Raw genomic sequence first — 18932 nt, 5'->3', positions numbered from 1 at the left:
GTCCGTCACACCGGCGAGAGCAACCGCTCGCGCGCGATCTTCTCGCGCCACACGAGCGGCGCGAGCTGGTGGACGTTCTGCCCCTCGCTGTCGACGGCGACGGTGACCGGGAAATCCTGCACCTCGAATTCGTAGATCGCTTCCATGCCGAGGTCCGCGAAGCCGACCACCTTCGATCCCTTGATCGCGCGCGCGACCAGATAGGCCGCGCCGCCGACCGCCATCAGATAGGCGCTCCGGGCGTCGGCGATCGCCTGCGTCGCCGCTGGCCCGCGCTCGGCCTTGCCGACCATCGCCAGCAGCCCCTGGTCGAGCATCATCCGCGTGAACTTGTCCATCCGCGTCGCCGTCGTCGGCCCCGCCGGCCCGACCACTTCCTCGCCGACCGGATCGACCGGCCCGACGTAATAGATCACCCGCCCGCGGAAATCGACCGGCAGCGGCTCGCCCTTCGCCAGCATGTCGGCGATCCGCTTGTGTGCGGCGTCGCGCCCGGTCAGCATCTTGCCGTTCAGCAGCAGCCGGTCGCCATGCTTCCACTGCGCCACCACCTCGGGCGTCAGCGTGTCGAGGTCGACGCGGATCGCCGCGCTGTCCGGCTGCCAGTCGACCTGCGGCCAGTCGCTGAGCTTGGGCGCCTCGAGATACGACGGACCGCTGCCGTCGAGCGTGAAATGCGCGTGGCGCGTCGCGGCGCAATTGGGGATCATCGCCACCGGCTTGGAGGCGGCATGCGTCGGCCAGTCGAGGATCTTGACGTCGAGGATCGTCGACAGCCCGCCCAGCCCCTGCGCGCCGATGCCGAGCGCATTGACCTTGTCCATCAGCTCGATGCGCAGCGCCTCGATGTCGTTCTTGGGCCCGCGCGCGCGCAGCTGCCCCATGTCGATCGCGCCCATCAGCGACTGTTTGGCGAGCAGCATCGCCTTTTCCGCGGTGCCGCCGATGCCGATGCCGAGCATCCCCGGCGGGCACCAGCCCGCGCCCATCTGCGGAATCATCTCCAGCACCCAGTCGACGATACTGTCGCTCGGGTTCATCATCTTGAACTTGGACTTGTTCTCCGACCCGCCGCCCTTGGCGGCGACATCGACCGAGACTTTCGACCCCGGCACCATTTCGACATGCAGCACCGACGGCGTATTGTCGCGCGTGTTGCGCCGGGTGAATGCCGGATCGGCGAGGATCGAGGCCCGCAGCTTGTTCTCGGGGTGGAGATAGGCGCGCCGCACCCCTTCATCGACCACCTCCTGCAGACTGAGGTCGCCGTCGAGCCGGCAGTCCTGCCCCCATTTGACGAACACCGTGACGATGCCGGTATCCTGGCAGATCGGGCGGTGCCCCTCGGCGCACATCCGGCTGTTGGTCAGGATCTGCGCGATCGCATCCTTCGCCGCCGGGCTCTGCTCCGCCTGATAGGCCTCGCCGAGCGCGCGGATGTAATCCATCGGGTGATAGTAACTGATGAATTGCAGCGCATCGGCGACGCTGTCGATCAGGTCGGTGGCGCGGATGATGGTGGTCACGGGCGGGCTCCTTCGCGCCCGCCTTTAAAGCCGCGCGACCGATGCGCCAAGCGCGGGGTGGTGGGTCCGCCGCGATCATAGATCATCGCCTTCGCATCAGTAAAGAGACCGCGAGGGAGGTTCAAGTCAGGTGACGGCCGTGCGCCGCAAGTTCACGTCCAAATGGCTTCTACCGTAGTCCTTCCGCGCTCAACGCCTCTCGAACGGCAGGCCTCGCCCTCATCTTTAAATACCAATCCCTAAGGTGGTGCAGCCCGTCGTAATTTATATTTACCCGATACGTCGGCACCAGCCACTCTGCTCGCCCCCATTGCACCAGCGCGTAGAGATAGGCGTCGGCAACCGTGCAAGTGCCCATGAGATAGTCGCGCCCCGCCAGCTCTGCATCGACCCACGCGAGCCGCTCCTCCAGTTTCGGCCTGGCAGTATCAATGGCATAGCGCCCGGCCAGCTGCGCATAGAGCAACGGGATGAAACCCTTGTGGATTTCTGAAGAGAGAAAGTTCAGCCACTCCTGCAATCGGTAGCGCGCCATCGAGCCGGCGGCGGGAGCAAACGCCGACTCGGGTCGAAGATCGGCTAGATATTGCAAGATTGCCGGTCCTTCGCGGAGAAGAGTCCCGTCGCCGAGATCGAGCAAAGGCACATAACCGAACGGATTGAAGACGGTAAAGTCGCTCCCGTCTTCGGTTCTGTGCGTCTTATTGTCCACCCGTACCAGCACGGCGTCGATGCGTAGCTCGCGCAAGACGATATGCGGGGCGAGCGAACAGGCGGCAGGCATATAATAGAGCTTCACGACACAGTCCCTTGCGAACGGAAGAGGCCGGACCGGCCTTCGAGGCGACATGGGTGCCGACACGGCCGAGCTTTGGGAAGAAGGCACTATTGTGTGCGAAAGTCACAAAATTAATACCGTCCGCCGGAACAGGGACGGCCGCAAATGAAACGCAGCGCAACCGGATGTTCGGTAGAAGAGGCGATGCGGCTGCTCGGCGGTCGATGGCGATTGCTGATCGTCTCCTATCTGATCAACGGACCCAAGCGGTTCAGCGCGCTGCGACGTTGCATACCGGCGATCTCGCAGCGGATGTTGACGCTAGACCTGCGAGCGCTGGAAGAGGCGGGGCTTGTGACGCGGACGATCTTTCCCACCGTCCCCGCGACAGTCGAATATGCGCTCGCCGCGGACGGCGACCGCCTCGTTCCCGTAGTGGACGCGATGCGCGCTTTCGGCCTTTGGCTGAAGGAGCGCGAGGCCGGGCAAGACCCCGAAGACCCTTAGAAGGCAAAGCTTTCTCAACCATCAGCCACTAGCATCGCGGGCATGGACCCTTCCGATAGCGTTCCCGTGCCGATGCTGCGCCTGTTCGGGCTCGGCGGCATGCCGTCCGATGACGAGGCGCTGATGCATGCCGCGCATCTCGGCCATGTCCGCGCGATCTGGCCGCTGGCGCTCGCCGCGCAGGCGGTCGCCGCGGCGATGCTGGTCGGCGCGACGCTCGCCGGCAGCGGCGGCGGCGCGGCGCCGGTCGGGATCATCGTCGCGGCGGCGGTGCTGTTGCTCGCCGGCGGCGTCGTGCAGGCGACGCTCGCCGCGCGGGTGCCGCGGGGCTGGCCGCCGCACGTCCGCACCGGCACGATCGTCGCCGCCGCGGTGCCGGTCGGCGGCGCATCGCTGTGGCTGCTGTGGGGCGCGGCGCAGCTGCCGGCGGGCGCCGTCGCGATCGGCTGCGCGGTCGCGATCAGCGGCGCGATCGGGCTGACGGTGACCGCGCTCTATCCGGTGCGCATCGCCGCGCCGGCCCTCGCCGCCGGCATGGTCACACTGCTGCCGATCGCCACCGCCACGGTACTGCCGGCGCTGGTCGCGCTCGCCGCGCTCGCCGCGCTGCTCGTCGCGGCGCAGCGTCTCGCCCGGCTCGACGGCGCCGCGGTCGAGCGCCATGTCTCCGCCGCCCGCGAAGGCAGCCATGCGGTCAAGATGATCGCCGAATTCGAGGGCCATGGCACCGGCTGGTTCTGGGAAGCCGATCGCCAGGGCCGCATCACCTATCTGTCCGCCAAGGTCGCGGCACTGCTCGCGCCGCGCTATCGCGATCCGGTCGGCTGCCTGCTCAGCGACGTCTTCCGCATGGACAGCGCCGCGCCGGGCACCGAGCGCACGCTCGCCTTCCATCTCTCCTCGCGCACCTCCTTCGCTGATTACACCGTCTGCGCCGCGGGCGACGATGCGCAGGAGCCGGACCGCTGGTGGTCGATCTCCGGCCGCCCGGTGATCGACGATCTCGGCCGCTTCCAGGGCTTCATCGGCTCGGGCAGCGACCTGACCGAGAAGCGCAAGTCGGATGCGGAGATCCAGCGCCTCGCGCTGTTCGACGGCCTCACCGGCCTCGCCAACCGCCAGCGCATGCGCCAGAGCCTCGACAAGACGCTGCAACCGCAGGGCGGCGTGCTGCGCCCCGCCGCGCTGTTCCTGATGGACCTCGACCGGTTCAAGGCGGTCAACGACACGCTCGGCCATCAGGCGGGCGACGCGCTGCTCAAGCAGGTCGCGCAGCGGCTGCAACGCGGCGTCGGCGCGGTCGGGCTGGTCGGACGATTGGGCGGCGACGAATTCCAGGTGATTCTGCCCGGCGTCGACCGCCGCGATGCGCTGGCGACGCTCGCCAAGGAGCTGATCGCCTCGCTGTCGCAGCCCTATTTCATCGCCGGCGCGACGGTGACGATCGGCTGTTCGATCGGCATCGCGATCGCGCCGCAGCATGGCGACGATGCCGAGGCGCTCGTCCGCAACGCCGATCTCGCGCTCTATGCCGCCAAGGCGGACGGGCGCGGCGTCCACCGTTTCTATTCGGAAGAGATGCTGTCGGGCGCGCGCAGCCGCAAGGCGCTCGAGGACGATATGCGCGCCGCGCTCGCCGACGGCGGCTTCCAACTTCATTATCAGCCGGTGGTGTCGACCGCCGCCGAGCAGATCACCGGATATGAGGCGCTGCTGCGCTGGCAGCATCCGGTGCGCGGCAATATCTCGCCCGCCGATTTCATCCCGGTGGCGGAGGAATGCGGGCTGATCGAGGCGCTCGGCGAATGGGTGTTGCGCACCGCCTGCAACGCGGCGGCGCAGTGGCCGCGCGACGTGCGCGTCGCGGTCAACGTCTCGCCGATCCAGTTCGCCAATCCCGCCTTCCCGGTGATCGTCACCTCGGCGCTGGCGCGCAGCGGCCTGCCCGCGCACCGGCTCGAGCTGGAGATTACCGAAGGCGTGTTCCTCGACGAATCGGGGTCGACCGATGCAATGTTCAAGGCGCTCAAGGGCATCGGCGTGCGCCTCGCGCTCGACGATTTCGGCACCGGCTATTCCAGCCTCGGCTATCTGCGCACCGCGCCGTTCGACAAGATCAAGATCGACCAGAGCTTCGTCCGCGGCGCGGCGCAGCCCGGCAATCGCAATGCCGCGATCATCCGCGCGATCGTCACGCTCGCCGACACGCTCGGCATGGAGACGACCGCGGAAGGCGTCGAGATCCAGGACGAGATCGAGCTGATCCGCTCGCTCGGCTGCAGCCATATCCAGGGCTATGTCTACGGCCGCGGCATCGCCGATGCCGATGTCGTCGTCCAGCTCGGCGGCAGCGCGCAGGCCGCGCCGGTCGGCCACAAGGTCAGCCGCGCACCGCGCACCAAGATGCTGCGCTCGGCCCGGCTCGCGCTCGGCGGGCGCGAGGGCGACGTGCGGATCCGCAACATCTCGGCGAGCGGCGCGATGATCGACGGCGTCGCGATGGAGAATGCGGTCGGGCTCGACGTGCTGATCGAGCTCGCCGAGGAACTGATCGTCGCCGGTCGCATCGCCTGGGCGCAGGACGGCAAGGCCGGGCTGCAATTCGCCGAGGGGATCAACCTCGACCGCCTGCAAGCCACCCCGCCCCGCCACCACCGCCGCGCGGTGTGAGCGCCGCGGCTCGGCGCGCCGCGTCGCCGCCAAAACCGACATGACTCCAACCAGATTCGCCCGGTTAAAAATTTTCACGAGGCGATCTTTCCCTTGCGATTTCCGTAACCCGCAAAAGTCCGCGCGTCGCGGCGCGTTCGCTGCTAGGGCGATCCGGCGCGGCGGCGGAACCGCCGGCCTCCCACCGCATTACCCTCTTGCTTGCCGTTGCGGTTTGCCACAACGTGTAGCGGTCAAGTTCGGGGGACGACCCAACTACTGGTAGAGAACACTGGCGACACCCATATCGGGTAGCGCCAAGGGACTGGTCGCGTCAGCGCGATGTGCTCTTTTTGTTCTCCTCTTGGGGCGTCTTGGTGGTAGCATCCAATTGCGCCGCCGATTCGAACACTTAGAGAACGAAGGACCGGGTGCGATGGATTTCAGGGATACGCAGGGTGAGGCCATGACCAGCGACACGATCGAAGCGCCCGTCCGCGATGCGGACGCCAGTGACACGACCACCACCGCCGCCCCCGCGGCCGAGACCGGCACCGGCAGCCGGACGGTGCGCGCGCGCCCCTATCCGGTCGAGGTCGACCATAGCCGCGACGCGCTGCTGACCGATTTCGGCAAGGAGACGCTCAACGACCGCTATCTGCTGCCGGGTGAGGGCTATCAGGACCTGTTCGTCCGCGTCGCCTCGGCCTATGCCGACGACGCCGGCCATGCGCAGCGGCTGTACGACTACATCTCGAAACTGTGGTTCATGCCGGCGACGCCGGTGCTGTCGAACGGCGGCACCGGGCGCGGCCTGCCGATCAGCTGCTATCTCAATTCGGTGCCCGACAGCCTCAACGGCATCGTCGACACCTGGAACGAGAATGTCTGGCTCGCCAGCCGTGGCGGCGGCATCGGCACCTATTGGGGCAACGTCCGCGGCATCGGCGAACCGGTCGGCCTCAACGGCAAGACCAGCGGCATCATCCCCTTCGTCCGCGTGATGGATTCGCTGACCCTCGCGATCAGCCAGGGCTCGCTGCGCCGCGGCTCGGCCGCCTGCTATCTCGACATCAGCCACCCGGAGATCGAGGAGTTCCTCGAGATCCGCAAGCCGAGCGGCGACTTCAACCGCAAGGCGCTCAACCTCCACCACGGCGTGCTGCTCACCGATGCCTTCATGGAGGCGGTGCGCGACGGCGCCGAATGGAACCTGCTCAGCCCCAAGGACCAGACCGTCCGCGCCACCGTCGACGCGCGCTCGCTGTTCCAGAAGCTGGTCGAGACCCGCCTGCAGACCGGCGAGCCGTACATCGTCTTCGCCGATCACGTGAACCGCACGATGCCCAAGCATCACCGCGAGCTCGGCCTCAAGGTGTCGACCTCCAACCTCTGCTCCGAGATCACGCTGCCGACCGGCAAGGACCATCTCGGCAACGACCGGACCGCGGTCTGCTGCCTGTCGTCGCTCAACCTCGAGACGTGGGACCAGTGGAAGGACGACAAGGTCTTCATCGAGGACGTGATGCGCTTCCTCGACAACGTGCTGCAGGATTACATCGACCGCCACGAGCCGGGCATGGAGCGCGCCGCCTATTCGGCCGGCCGCGAACGGTCGGTCGGGCTCGGCGTGATGGGCTTCCACTCCTTCCTCCAGGCGCGCGGCCTGCCGTTCGAAGGGGCGATGGCGAAGAGCTGGAACCTGCGCATCTTCAAGCACATCAACGCGCAGGTGAACGAAGCGTCGATGCAGCTCGCGATCGAGCGCGGCCCCTGCCCCGACGCCGCCGACGTCGGCGTGATGGAGCGGTTCAGCTGCAAGATGGCGATCGCGCCGACCGCGTCGATCAGCATCATCTGCGGCGGCACCTCGGCCTGCATCGAGCCGATCCCCGCCAATATCTACACGCACAAGACGCTGTCGGGCAGCTTCTCGGTCAAGAACCCCTATCTCGAAAAGCTGCTCATCGAGAAGTCGAAGAACAGCGAGGCGGTGTGGAACTCGATCCTCGAACACGGCGGCTCGGTCCAGCACCTCGACTTCCTCAGCCAGGACGAGAAGGACTGTTACAAGACCAGCTTCGAGATCGACCAGCGCTGGCTGCTCGAACTTGCCGGCGATCGCACGCCGTACATCGACCAGGCGCAGTCGCTCAACCTGTTCATCCCGGCGGACGTCGAGAAGTGGGATCTGCTGATGCTCCACTTCCGCGCCTGGGAGCTGGGCATCAAGTCGCTCTACTATCTGCGCTCCAAGTCGGTGCAGCGGGCCGGCTTCGCCGGCAGCGGCGGCGTCGAGGCGGACAATACCATCGCCGCACCGACCTTCGAGATCGGCGAGACGACCGATTATGATGAATGTCTGGCGTGCCAGTGAGGTGACGAGGTTGGCGCTCTTCGACTAGCGCGACCACAGGCGGGTATATCGCATGACGCTTCCCCCTCACCCTTCCGCGCCTTCGGCGCTCCCTCCCTCTCCCACAAGGGGAGAGGGAACGAAGGCTCAAGCTCCCTCTCCCCTTGTGGGAGAGGGAAGGGGCCCGCGGCCGCAGGCCGTGGGAAGGGTGAGGGGGAATGCACAAGGCTTGACCAAACGCCAGCAACTCCCTGCCCTCACCGTCACCCGATCACGCAAGCTCCGCAAGGAGATGGGCGAACCGGAGTTGCGGCTATGGCAGGCCCTGCGCGAAACCTTCCCGAACCTGCGCTTCCGCCGCCAAGTCCCTTTCGGCCCCTATCACGCCGACTTCACGACCCACGCCGCGCGCCTGATCATCGAAGTCGACGGTGACGAGCACGCCCTCAAGATCAAGCAAGACGCCGCCCGTACCCGCTTCCTCCAGCCCGAAGGCTACCACGTGATCCGCTTCACCAATGCCGATGTGATGGAAGCCATCGACGGCGTCGTGCAGACGATCGCGGCGATCGTCGCGGACATGAAAAAGGGCCGCCCGTAATGGACGGCCCCCTCGCCCTCCCACGGCCTGCGGCCGCGGGTCCCTCCGGCATCGGGTCGGCCACGCTCCCAGCGTGGCCTAGACAGCGCGGCGCGCGGTCTACCCGATGCTCCCACAAGGGGAGAGGGACGGACGGATCACTCCGCCTCTTCGAACATGTCGACGGCGTTGGCGGCGGTCGCCGACAGGCGCACCGTATCGCCTTCGATCTCGGCGACGAGGCCGGCCGGCAGGTAGTGGTGCTTGCCGCCCTGCCCGTCCTCGGTGCTCGGCGAATCGTTCTTGGTGAGCTTGATCCGCTCGCCCTCGACGTGATCGACGGTGCCGACATGGACGCCGTCGGCGCCGATGACCGTCATATGCTCCTTGATGTTGCTGTGATCGTGCATGACATTGCTCCTGCAAGGGGTTCGGCGGTCCAACGAGCCGATGCCGATTTGGATGCATCGCACCGCACGGGCCGGAGCCTGCCCTGATGCCGCTCGAAAGCCTCATCATGTTCGCGGTCGCCGCGGTGTTCGGCCTTGCCGGCGCGTGGATGCTGTTCGAACTGCGCCGCCCGCAGGGGCCGGCGCGGGTCTATGTCTACCGGATGGCGGGGATCATGGCGGTCAGCCTCGCCGTCGTCCTCGCCTTTTCGGCGCATGCGATGTGGCAATGGGCCACGCCATGAGCCCCCCTTTCCCCGATTTTCCGGAGTAACCCCATGTCCCTTCTCGAAGCCCGCAAGCAGTACAAGCCGTTCGAATACCCCTGGGCGTTCGAATTCTGGAAGCGTCAGCAGCAGCTCCACTGGCTGCCCGAAGAGGTGCCGCTCGGCGAGGATTGCCGCGACTGGGCGCAGAAGCTGACCGATCACGAGCGCAACCTGCTCACCCAGATCTTCCGCTTCTTCACCCAGGCGGACGTCGAGGTGCAGGATTGCTATCACGAGAAATACGGCCGCGTGTTCAAGCCGACCGAGGTCAAGATGATGCTGACCGCGTTCAGCAACATGGAGACGGTGCATATCGCCGCCTACAGCCATCTGCTCGACACGATCGGCATGCCCGAAAGCGAATATGGCGCCTTCCTCGAATATGCCGAGATGAAGGAAAAGCATGATTACATGCAGAACTTCGGCGTCGACAGCGACGAGGACATCGCCCGCACGCTCGCCATGTTCGGCGGCTTCACCGAGGGCGTGCAGCTGTTCGCCAGCTTCGCGATGCTGATGAACTTCCCGCGCTTCAACAAGATGAAGGGCATGGGGCAGATCGTCACCTGGTCGATCCGCGATGAATCGCTGCATTGCGAGGGCATCATCAAGATGTTCCACACCTTCTGCGCCGAGCGTCAGTGCCTGACCAAGGCGGTGAAGGACGACATCGCCGACGTCTGCCAGACGACCATCCGGCTGGAGGACAATTTCATCGACCTCGCGTTCGAAATGGGCCCGGTCAACGGCATGACGCCCAAGGAGATCAAGAAGTACATCCGCTACATCGCCGACTGGCGGATGGGGCAATTGGGCCTCAAGCCGATCTACATGATCGACGAACACCCGCTGCCGTGGCTCGCGCCGATGCTCAACGGCGTCGAGCACGCCAATTTCTTCGAACAGCGCGCGACCGAATATTCCAAGGCCGCAACCAAGGGCCAGTGGAACGACGTCTGGGATTCGTTCGACAAGCGCCAGAAGGCGAAGATCGGCCGCCCGGCGAACGAGGATGCGGGAGAGGCAAGCGGCGATATGTTCGCGCAGGCTGGCGTCGCGGCGGAGTAAGGCCGTCACGATGTGGTGGATCGGACACTGGTCCACCACATCAACCATGCCGGCGCGGCCGTGCTACGGTGCCAAAGGATAGCGCCGCCACGTGTGCAGGATCGTCAGCACGTCGACCTCGCTCTCAGATGCCAGCGCATAGACGATCAGATACGGCAATCCGACGACCGAGAACTCCCGCGTCCCGGCCACTTGGCCGACCCGCCCGAGCAACGGAAACGACCCGAACATCATCGCTGTCTGGATAACGCGGCTGACCGTGCGGTCGGCCGCGGACTCGTTATGCTCGCTGATCCAGTCGCGGATGGCGATCAGATCGTCCCGCGCCTGCGGCGTGAACCTAACGTTCAAGCGTCAGATCACGCCATATCTGGTCGACCGGGATCATCGCCGCGCGGTCACGCGACTGCGCGAGACCGCGTTCGATCTTCGCCCGCTTCCATGCCGCATAGCCCGGCTCGGCCGGTGTCTCGCTCACGGCGTCGTCATGGTTCGGGTGAGTCGCCATGGGTGGGAAGATACGCCGGCGCGTCGATCAGGCAAGAGCAGCACCCTTCCGGCAAAGGGAAACCGGCAATCCGTACTGGCGAGCGGCGGATGTCGACCGGCCGTGCCTACCCATCCTCCACGACAAGAGAATGGGCACGCGACAGACCGCGCCTTACTCCACCAGCGCCTCATTCCCCGCAAACCCCAGCCGCGTGATCCCCGCCCGCTTCACCTCGGCCAGCACCTGATCGAAGCGGTCGTAGCGCGCGTCCGGATCGGTCCTCATCACCAGCAGCGCCGCCCGATCCGCGTCGAGCGCCTTGAACCGCGCGGGCATCGCGGCATCGCTCAGCGCGGCGCCGTCCAGCGTCACCGTACCGTCGCGCGCCAGCACCAGCGGATGCGTCACCGTCTCGCTCGGCGGCGCATAGCCCTGCGGCAGGTCGATCGGCACCTTGTGGAGCACGGTGGGCAGCGTCAGGATCATCATCACCAGCAGCACCAGCATGACGTCGATCAGCGGCGTGATGTTGAGGTCGGACAACGGCTGGTCGAAAGCCGGTGCGGCGGGAGCAAAGGCACGCTTGCGTGGCATCGATGGTCTCCTCGTGATGTGACATCATGTCATCACGATTGCCGAGCGTCGTCAAGCCCGCCGCGCTTAACCCTGTTGCGCAACCCGGCGGCAAGGCCGCGCCGCTATTGCGATGCTCATGCTCCCCTCCCCCCGCATCTTCCGCAGCCGCTGGGCAGCGCTGCTCTGGGCGGGCGGGATCGTCTGGGCGGCGGTTGACTATGCCGGCTCGGCGCCGGACCATCAGGGCAACGACAGCGCCGTCACCGACGCGGCGGGCGATCCCGCCAATGCCGCCGACCTCCAGGCGGTCGCCAATCTGATCGGCGAGTGAGTCGCGCCCGCCCGGTCGCGCCGGCCTCGCCGACCCTGCCGCCAAGTCACGGAGCGGGCACCCTCTTCCGACCACTAGCAACAACCTCTGTCCTACACGCCCGAACCTACGCTAGCCTGCGCACACCGGCTCCCATGCCGGCGGCGGCTCTTTCTCAATCGGTCAGGATTCGAAACGATGGCAGGTGATCGTTTCCGTTAAGGTGTCCATCTTGTCCATGTTCGGCGTCCAACCGCCTGACATGCCACGACAGGCCTATTTCGGCCCGCTCAGCGCCCGCGCCGCGTCGGGGCGTGGAAGTCGGCGGGCTTGTCGGCGATCCAGCGGGCGAAGCGCGCGATCCCCGGATGCGCGGCGAGCGCGGCGGGATCGGCATAGGTCCGCGCCAGCTCGGCATTGGGGATCAGCGCATGCACGGTGCGGTGGCAGATCGGATGGACCGCGGCGGTGACGCGGCCGCCTTCGGACTTGGGGACGAGATGGTGCCATTCCACCTTGGCCCCGAGCGGCCGGCCGCAGATCGGGCACGGCGCCGGCGGCGTCTCGCGCGCGGCGCGTGCCGCGGCCTCCGCCAGCCCCGCCTTGCGCTTCACCCGTCCGACCATGGCCTTGATATAGGGTTCGAACCGTCGACGACGAGGCGGCGGATACGAAAAGGGCGGGCCTGCCGTAGCAGACCCGCCCCCGTCTCACTCGTGTGCGTTGCGCTTAGAAGTGCGCGACGACACCCGCCATCGGGCGGAAGCTGTGCGCGTCGTCGAAGGTCGAAACCTCCATACGCAGGCGCAGGCCCGAATTGCCGGTCAGGCCACCGAGACCGATGTCCTTCGGGCCGACCTCGGCGCCGATGCCATAGACGGTCGCGTGATAGTCGCGGTTCAGGTCGCCGACGACGCCCGGCGCGAAATTGTGGAAGTTGTTCCAGCGATAGCCGACCTTGCCGTAGAACAGGCCGCTGTCACCGGCGCGGAAGCCCGCGCGGCCATAGGCGCCATACTGCCAGTCGATGTCACCCGACACGCCCTTGGCGACCGCACCTTCGGCGCCGACGAACACCGGGCCGAGCGGCACGTTGAAGCCGACGATGCCTTCGATCAGCGCGCCGTCGAGGTTATAGCCCTTGGGCTGCGCGGGGATGCCGGCGACGGTCTGGCGGTCGAACTGCTCCCAGCCGCCCATCACGGCGACATACGGCTCGATGCCGAAGGCGCGCGTGCCGTCCGGAGCCTTGGGCGCGGTGTCGACCTGCGCGTCGGTGGCGACGGTGGTGTCGGTCGTGCCGGTGGTCGACATGTCCTGCGCGAAGGCGGGGACGGCGAAGGACGCTGCCGCAACGGCGGCCGCGAGGGCGAGCTTACGCATATGTGATTACCTTTATTGCCTCAACTCGGGCGACGACACCGCAGCGTCGATCAGCCCAGGTCCGTTCAAACCGCGCTTTCGGACCTTTGTTGCAATGCGAAGTCGCTTTTACCGGGAACGTTCCGCGATGTGGCTTTCCGATCACACTTCCTTGCCAAGCGATGAACGAAATCCGCCCAAATCGTGGCGCGACCGTGGCAAAACACTGCGGCCGAGCGGCCACAGCAGCGTGCCTCAGGGACGCACCGGGGAAAGGGCAAGGATGCTGCACTAGCGTTGCGCGGCACGAACCTCGGGTTGGGAGGGCGCTCCGGCGGCGGTGGGCAGGCGCGGTCTATGGCCTGACGCGGCGGCATAATTGTCGATGTCCGACTGGCCGCGGGAGGCGGCGGCCGCGACATCGACCGTACGCGTCGATCGCTGGGCGGCACGGTCCGAACAGGCGGCGAGCAGCGCGCACGCCGGAAGGAAGAGCAGGATACGCATCACTCGTCCGATGGTCTGCCGCCCGGCCCGGCACCGCCGCCTACCCGCGGCGGCGCAAGGCCGGGTGGATCATCTCAGGCTCAGGGCCGCAGCGCGACGTCGTCGGCGTCGCTGACGTCCTCGGACGTCGTATCGCTATCGAAATCGTCCTGGGCGTCATCCTCGTCGATGTCCGCCTCGTCCATCGTCACAGTCGGGTCGCTCTCGCCGACCTCCTGCGAATCCATGTCGAGCTCGTCGATCGATTCCTCTTCCTCGTCGTCGTCGCCGATGTCGGGGTTGAGGTCGGTCAGCACCAGCCCGTCGCTGGGGCCGTTGCGCGTCGCCTCGAGGATCTCGGCGCGCTGGCTCTCGTCATAGCCTTCCTCGTCATAGCCGTCGTCGCCCGACCCGTGGCTCGTGACCTGATGTCCGCCCATCACAACCTCCTCGTGTTACCGGGTGCGAACGGCGGGGCGCGCGCCCGGTTCCGTCCACACCGCCGAACGCAAGGATCAGACGGGGCGGAACAATCGCCCGCGCTCGGTCGCCGCGACGATGCCGAGCGAGACGAGACCGCAGATCAGGAAGCCCCCGGCGAGCGGCGCGGTGGTGCCGTCGAACGCCTGGCCGATCACCACGCCGATCACCGCGCCGAGGGTGATGCTGGCAAAGCCCTGCACGCTGGACGCGGTGCCGGCGATCGCACCCATATTCTCCATCGCCATCGACGAGAAATTGGAGGTGGCGAGGCCGAAACAGCCCATCGTCAGCGCCTGGAGGATGACGAAGCCGACCAGCGTCTCATAGCCCAGCACGGCGAGGGCGAGGTGGATCGCGCTCAGCACCACCAGCAGCGCCAGCGCGCTGTGGCTGATCAGCCGCGTGCCGAGCCGCATCACCAGCCGCGCGTTGGTCAGGTTCGCCGCCGCCATCAGCGTCGCCGTCACCGCGAACATCACCGCGAGCAGCCGCGGCTGCCGGAAGGTGTCGAACATGATCTGCTGGACGGAATTGAGATAGCCGTAGAGCGCGCCGAGCAGCGCGGTCGAGGCGAGCGCATAGCCGAGCGACATCCGGTCGCCGAGCGTCTGCCGCCATCCCGCGGCGACGCGGCCCAGCGACAGCGGCAGTTGTGCCTCGACCCGCAGCGTCTCGGGCATGCGCAGGAAGAACCAGGTCCAGATCAGGGCGCTGAGCCCCGCCACCGTCCAGAAGATGCCGCGCCAATTGGCGAACAGCAGCACCGTCTGGCCGAAGGCGGGGGCGAGCACGGGAACGATCATGAACACCATGAACGCGATCGACATCACCCGCGCCATCGGCCGGCCGTGATAGCAGTCGCGCACCATCGCCACCGTCGCGACGCGCGTCGCCGCGACCATCGCGCCGCCGAACACGCGCGCGGCGAGCAGCAGCGGGAAGCTCGCCGCCATCGCGCAGGCGATATTGGCGAGGACATAACCGCCGATCGCGGCGAGCAGCACCGTCCGCCGCCCGTAACGGTCGGCGAGCGGCCCATGTGCGATCTGCGCGATGCCGAAACCGAAGACGAAGGCGGTGACGATGAACTGGCGCTGGTTCTCGGTCCCGATGCCGAGCGTGACGCCGATCGCCGGCAGCGCGGGCAGCATCGAATCGATGCCGAGCGCGGCGAGCGACATCAGCGCCGCGACCAGCGCGACGAATTCGGCGAAACCGATCGGCGCGCCGGCGGGCTCCACCGCCGCGGCGGGGGCACCGGCGGTCGCCGGCGCGGGAGTGTGCGAGGAGCGGGTCACGGGGCGCCCTCCTACCGGGAAGCGATCGGCTCCGGAACCCTTGATCGCATGCGCCTACCGGCCTAGCGTATTGCCGACGCAATACACGAGGTTGCCATGATCCGCCTGTCGCTCTGTGCCCTGTCCGCCTTGTCGCTCGCCGCCTGCGATCGCGGTCCGGGCACGTCGGTGACGATCAACGCCGATGGCGGCAATGTGCTCGGCGCGGTCGATGGCGCGACCGGGCAGGTCAAGATCGCGGTGCCGGGCTTCTCGGGCCAGCTCAAGCTGCCCAAGGTGCAACTCAAGGCCGACAATTTCGATCTCAACGGCGTCCACCTCTATCCGGGTTCGACGATCGACGCGGTCGACGTCGCCGGCGGCAGGAACGACGACGGCGGCCTGCGCGTCCGCTTCACCAGCCCTGCCAGCCCCGATCAGGTGCGCGGCTGGTTCACCGAGCGGCTCGCCAAGGCGGGCTTCACCGTCCATCCGGACGGCCAGGGCCTGACCGGCACCACCGAAGAGAAGCAGCCCTTCCACCTCGACCTCGCCGGTGACGGCAGCAACGCCAGGGGCACGATCACCGTCGGCGGATAAGGCTCCGCGCGCCCGCCTATCCCGCCGCGACCTCGCGCGCGGCGGCGAGCACCGCCGCCGCATGGCCGGGCACGCGCACCTTGCGCCACGCCCGCACCAGCCGACCGTCATGCCCGAACAGGAAGGTGGCGCGCTCGATCCCCATATAGGTGCGGCCATAAAGCTGCTTCTCGCCCCACACGCCGAAGGCGTCGCAGGCGCTGCCGTCCTCGTCGCTCGCCAGCGTCACGGTGAGGCCGTGCTTGGCGGTAAAGGCGGCATGTTTGGCGGGCGGGTCCTTGCTGATCCCGATCACCGTCACCCCCGCCGCGGCGAAATCCGCCGCAAGCGCGGAGAAATCCTGCGCCTCGCGGGTACAGCCGCTGGTATCGTCCTTGGGGTAGAAATAGAATACCGCCGGGCTGGGTACCGCGGCGAGCGGCATCGCGCTGCCGTCGGCGGCGGTCACCGTCACCGCAGGTATCGTTGCGCCTTCATCCATCCGAGCCTCCCGTCGCCTGCGTCCAGGCCGCCGCCACGTCCTGCCGCGTCATCGCCAGCGCTTCAAGCACCGCCGGCCAATCGGCGAGTCGCAAGGCGCGCGCAATCAGCGCCTGCGTCGCCGGCGACGGCTCGGCGGCATCGGGCGCGACCAGCCGCAGCACCACGAGCAGCCGCGTCAGCTGATCGTTCGCCACCGCCAGCGTCGCGGGCAGCAGGCCCGATGCGACCAGCGCGCCGATCGCCCGCCCGAGGTGCGGATCGAAGCCGGTACGATGGCGCAACTGCGTCAGGTGAACGGTGAATTCGAGATCGACCAGTCCGCCGGGCAGCAATTTGGCGTCGAGCGGCCCGGTCGGCGGCTTGTGCCGGGCCATCTCGGCGCGCATCGCCACCGCCTCGCCGGTCAGGTCCCGCGCCGGCCGCTCGCCCGCCAGCACCGCGTCGATCACCGCGGCGGCGGCCGCCCGCGCCTCGGCCGAGCCGAACACCGGCCGCGCCCGCGTCAGCGCCATATGCTCCCAGGTCCAGGCATCCTCGCGCTGATAGCGGGCGAAGGACTCGAGCGAGACGACCAGCGGCCCCTGCGTCCCCGACGGGCGCAGCCGCGTGTCGACCGGGTAGAGCGGCCCCGCCGCGGTCGCCACCGACAGTGCCGCGGTGATCCGCTGCGCGAGGCGATTATAATAGAGCGTCGCGCCGAGCGGCTTGGCGCCGTCCGATTCCGCGCGAAAGTCCCCGGTGAACAGATAGACGAGGTCGAGGTCGCTGGCATGGGTCAGCGCCGCGCCGCCGAGCCGTCCGAAGGCGAGGATCAGCAGCTCGCTGCCCGGCACCCGGCCATGGCTGCGCGCGAATTCGGCGATCGTCGCCTCGGCGAGCACCGCGATCGCCGCCTCGGCGAGCCGCGCATAGCCCGCCGCCGCGTCGAGCGGATCGGCCGCGCCCGCCACCACCTGCGCGCCGAGCGCGAACCGTTTCTCCCCGACGCTGCGGCGGACGTGGTCGAGCAGCGCCTGATAGTCGCCGCCTTCGCCGCGCCGCATCTCCGCCGCCAGCGCCTCGACCGGGCCGAGCGGCTCGAACGCGCCGGGATCGATCAGCCAGTCGATCAGCTCCGGGCGCACGCCGAGCGCATCGGCGAGCGGCGCGGCATGGCTGAGGATCGTCGCGAGCAGCACCGCCAGCCCGGGCCGCGCCTCGAGCAGCCGCAGGATATTGATCGCGCTGGTCAGGCGTTCGAGCAGCCCGTCGAGCCGCCGCAACGCCGCACTCGGATCGGGCGCGTCGGCGAAGGCGGGCATCAGCGCCGGCAGCACCGCCTCCAGCGCGTCGCGCGCCGCCGGGCTGCGCAGCGCCGGATAGCGGCCGGCACGCCAGCGCGCGATCAGCGTCGCCGCACCGGCGCCATCGGGAAAGCCCGCCTGCTCCAGCCGCGCGGCGAGCGCCTGCGGCTCGTGCGGGAAGTCGCCGCCGCGACCGTCATCGAGCGCGTCGTAGATCTGGCCGGCGCGCGCGACCGGCTCCCGCAACAGCGCGATCAGCGCCGCCCCGTCCGCAAGGCCGTGCAAGCGCGCCACCCCGTCGAGCGCCGCGCCGCCCGGCAGCACATGCGTCTGGCGATCGTCGATCATCTGGACACGATGCTCGATCGTCCGCAGCAGCGTATAGGATCGGCTCAGCGCCGCCGCCTCGTCCGTACCGATCCACCCCGCCTCCGCCAGCCGCGCCAGCGCGTCGCGCGTCGCGGGTGCGCGCAGGGCCGGATCGCGCCCGCCGTGGATCAGCTGATGGATCTGCGCGAAGAATTCCGCCTCGCGGATGCCGCCGCGGCCGCGCTTGAGGTCATAGCCCGCGCCGAACGCCTGGCCGCTCGCATAATGATCGCGGATGCGGCGGGAGAGGTCGCGGATCTCGCCGATCGCGCCGAAATCGAGCCCGCGCCGCCACACGAACGGCCGGATCGCATCGAGGAAATAGCCGCCGAGGGCGCGATCGCCGGCCGCGGCGCGGGCGCGGATGAACGCCGCCCGCTCCCAGGTCAGCGCCTGCGATTCGTAATAGCCGATCGCGCCGTCGACCGGCAGCGCGATCGGCGTCGCCTCGGGCGAGGGGCGCAGCCGCAGGTCGACGCGCAGCACATAGCCGTCGCCGTCGCGTGCCTGGAGCAGTTCGACGACGCGCTTGGCGATCCGCACCGCCGCTTCCTCCGGCTCCTCGCGCGCGCGGCGCGGCAACGTGCGCGGGTCGAAGATCAGGATGGGATCGATGTCCGACGAATAATTGAGCTCGCGGCTGCCCTGCTTGCCGAGCGCGATCGCCGCAAAGCCGCGCGGTGCCTCCCCCGGCGTGCGCTCGGCGATCGCCGCGGTGATCGCCCGGTCGAGCGCGCGATCGGCGAAGTCGCTGAGGCCCTGCGTCACCGCGGTCAGATCATAGACGCCGGCGAGATCGCCGATCGCGATCGCCAGCGCCAGCGCGCGCCGGTCGAGCCGCAACTGGCGGGCGATCGGCATATCCGGAGTCGCGGCGGTGTAGGCGAGGTCGAACATGCCGGCGGCGAGCCGCTCGGCGAGCACCGGCTCGCGATCCAGCAGCAATGCGAGGAACGGCGCATGCGCGCGGGCGCGATCGATCGCGGCGGAGACGGGCGTCGGCATCGCGGATATCCTTTATTGCAGTCGGC

The 18932-nt window shown here is 68.0% G+C and carries 21 protein-coding genes; 8 read left to right on the top strand and 13 right to left on the bottom strand.

Annotated features, from left to right (window positions below; translation table 11 throughout):
* Window positions 1-5: 5 nt before the first annotated feature.
* Both V8201_RS01185 and gstA read right to left on the bottom strand, forming a co-directional pair.
* Entirely contained in the window at window positions 6-1526 is a 1521-nt protein-coding gene (locus V8201_RS01185; RefSeq protein ID WP_336544276.1) for a fumarate hydratase, read from the bottom strand.
* Between the two features lie 169 nt (window positions 1527-1695).
* A complete protein-coding gene (gene gstA, locus V8201_RS01180) occupies window positions 1696-2325 on the bottom strand; it encodes a glutathione transferase GstA (protein ID WP_336544275.1) in 630 nt (209 codons plus the stop codon).
* Between the two features lie 183 nt (window positions 2326-2508).
* On the opposite strand from gstA, the gene V8201_RS01175 reads away from it, so the two are divergent.
* The 4 genes from V8201_RS01175 (at window position 2509) to V8201_RS01160 (ending at window position 8417) form a co-directional block, all read left to right on the top strand.
* Window positions 2509-2811: a winged helix-turn-helix transcriptional regulator gene (locus tag V8201_RS01175; RefSeq protein WP_336544274.1), complete on the top strand. Its 303-nt coding sequence runs from the start codon at window positions 2509-2511 to the stop codon at window positions 2809-2811.
* Between the two features lie 42 nt (window positions 2812-2853).
* Window positions 2854-5481 (top strand): EAL domain-containing protein, encoded by a 2628-nt coding sequence (locus V8201_RS01170; protein ID WP_336544273.1) that lies wholly within the window; start codon window positions 2854-2856, stop codon window positions 5479-5481.
* Between the two features lie 415 nt (window positions 5482-5896).
* A complete protein-coding gene (locus V8201_RS01165; protein WP_271299513.1) occupies window positions 5897-7837 on the top strand; it encodes a ribonucleoside-diphosphate reductase subunit alpha in 1941 nt (646 codons plus the stop codon).
* Between the two features lie 208 nt (window positions 7838-8045).
* A complete protein-coding gene (locus V8201_RS01160; RefSeq protein WP_336544272.1) occupies window positions 8046-8417 on the top strand; it encodes an endonuclease domain-containing protein in 372 nt (123 codons plus the stop codon).
* A 137-nt stretch (window positions 8418-8554) separates the two neighbouring features.
* Here V8201_RS01160 and V8201_RS01155 read toward each other — a convergent pair whose 3' ends face one another.
* The gene (locus tag V8201_RS01155; RefSeq protein ID WP_037531986.1) at window positions 8555-8806 is read right to left on the bottom strand and encodes a DUF2171 domain-containing protein; all 252 of its coding nucleotides are present in this window, start codon (window positions 8804-8806) and stop codon (window positions 8555-8557) included.
* 86 nt (window positions 8807-8892) lie between these two features.
* Between V8201_RS01155 and V8201_RS01150 the strand changes: the two genes are divergently transcribed.
* A complete protein-coding gene (locus tag V8201_RS01150) occupies window positions 8893-9090 on the top strand; it encodes a hypothetical protein (RefSeq protein WP_037531984.1) in 198 nt (65 codons plus the stop codon).
* Between the two features lie 33 nt (window positions 9091-9123).
* Window positions 9124-10182 carry a ribonucleotide-diphosphate reductase subunit beta gene (locus V8201_RS01145; protein ID WP_037531982.1) on the top strand — a complete coding sequence of 353 codons (1059 nt, stop codon included), beginning with the start codon at window positions 9124-9126 and terminating at the stop codon, window positions 10180-10182.
* Between the two features lie 63 nt (window positions 10183-10245).
* On the opposite strand, the gene V8201_RS01140 is transcribed toward V8201_RS01145, so the two are convergent.
* The 3 genes from V8201_RS01140 to V8201_RS01130 form a co-directional block, all read right to left on the bottom strand.
* Entirely contained in the window at window positions 10246-10533 is a 288-nt protein-coding gene (locus tag V8201_RS01140) for a type II toxin-antitoxin system RelE/ParE family toxin (RefSeq protein ID WP_336544271.1), read from the bottom strand.
* Window positions 10523-10660, bottom strand: a complete 138-nt coding sequence (locus tag V8201_RS01135) for a hypothetical protein (protein ID WP_336544270.1) — start codon at window positions 10658-10660, stop codon at window positions 10523-10525. The genes V8201_RS01140 and V8201_RS01135 overlap by 11 nt, the downstream gene beginning before the upstream one ends.
* A gap of 183 nt (window positions 10661-10843) precedes the next feature.
* Window positions 10844-11266, bottom strand: a complete 423-nt coding sequence (locus tag V8201_RS01130; RefSeq protein WP_037531978.1) for an ExbD/TolR family protein — start codon at window positions 11264-11266, stop codon at window positions 10844-10846.
* Between the two features lie 118 nt (window positions 11267-11384).
* On the opposite strand from V8201_RS01130, the gene V8201_RS01125 reads away from it, so the two are divergent.
* Window positions 11385-11579 carry a hypothetical protein gene (locus tag V8201_RS01125; RefSeq protein WP_336544269.1) on the top strand — a complete coding sequence of 65 codons (195 nt, stop codon included), beginning with the start codon at window positions 11385-11387 and terminating at the stop codon, window positions 11577-11579.
* Window positions 11580-11848: 269 nt separating this feature from the next.
* On the opposite strand, the gene V8201_RS01120 is transcribed toward V8201_RS01125, so the two are convergent.
* The 5 genes from V8201_RS01120 to V8201_RS01100 form a co-directional block, all read right to left on the bottom strand.
* The gene (locus V8201_RS01120) at window positions 11849-12184 is read right to left on the bottom strand and encodes an HNH endonuclease family protein (RefSeq protein WP_037531976.1); all 336 of its coding nucleotides are present in this window, start codon (window positions 12182-12184) and stop codon (window positions 11849-11851) included.
* A 103-nt stretch (window positions 12185-12287) separates the two neighbouring features.
* A complete protein-coding gene (locus tag V8201_RS01115; RefSeq protein ID WP_037531974.1) occupies window positions 12288-12941 on the bottom strand; it encodes an outer membrane protein in 654 nt (217 codons plus the stop codon).
* 270 nt (window positions 12942-13211) lie between these two features.
* Window positions 13212-13427, bottom strand: a complete 216-nt coding sequence (locus V8201_RS01110; protein ID WP_336544268.1) for a hypothetical protein — start codon at window positions 13425-13427, stop codon at window positions 13212-13214.
* A gap of 80 nt (window positions 13428-13507) precedes the next feature.
* On the bottom strand, window positions 13508-13846 hold the full coding sequence (locus V8201_RS01105) for a hypothetical protein (protein ID WP_037531970.1): 339 nt from the start codon (window positions 13844-13846) through the stop codon (window positions 13508-13510).
* Between the two features lie 75 nt (window positions 13847-13921).
* Window positions 13922-15187, bottom strand: coding sequence for a multidrug effflux MFS transporter (locus tag V8201_RS01100; RefSeq protein WP_271299522.1), 1266 nt, complete (start codon window positions 15185-15187; stop codon window positions 13922-13924).
* Between the two features lie 96 nt (window positions 15188-15283).
* Between V8201_RS01100 and V8201_RS01095 the strand changes: the two genes are divergently transcribed.
* Window positions 15284-15766: a hypothetical protein gene (locus V8201_RS01095; protein WP_271299523.1), complete on the top strand. Its 483-nt coding sequence runs from the start codon at window positions 15284-15286 to the stop codon at window positions 15764-15766.
* Window positions 15767-15782: 16 nt separating this feature from the next.
* On the opposite strand, the gene V8201_RS01090 is transcribed toward V8201_RS01095, so the two are convergent.
* Window positions 15783-16247 (bottom strand): peroxiredoxin, encoded by a 465-nt coding sequence (locus V8201_RS01090; RefSeq protein WP_271299524.1) that lies wholly within the window; start codon window positions 16245-16247, stop codon window positions 15783-15785.
* Window positions 16240-18906: a bifunctional [glutamine synthetase] adenylyltransferase/[glutamine synthetase]-adenylyl-L-tyrosine phosphorylase gene (locus tag V8201_RS01085; RefSeq protein WP_336544267.1), complete on the bottom strand. Its 2667-nt coding sequence runs from the start codon at window positions 18904-18906 to the stop codon at window positions 16240-16242. The genes V8201_RS01090 and V8201_RS01085 overlap by 8 nt, the downstream gene beginning before the upstream one ends.
* Window positions 18907-18932 lie beyond the last annotated feature (26 nt).

The organism is Sphingomonas kyungheensis (assembly GCF_037120395.1).
Taxonomy (GTDB): Bacteria; Pseudomonadota; Alphaproteobacteria; order Sphingomonadales; family Sphingomonadaceae; genus Sphingomonas; species Sphingomonas kyungheensis.
The sequence above is the reverse complement of the archived record's forward strand: the minus strand, read 5'-3'. Positions and strand labels throughout refer to the sequence as shown.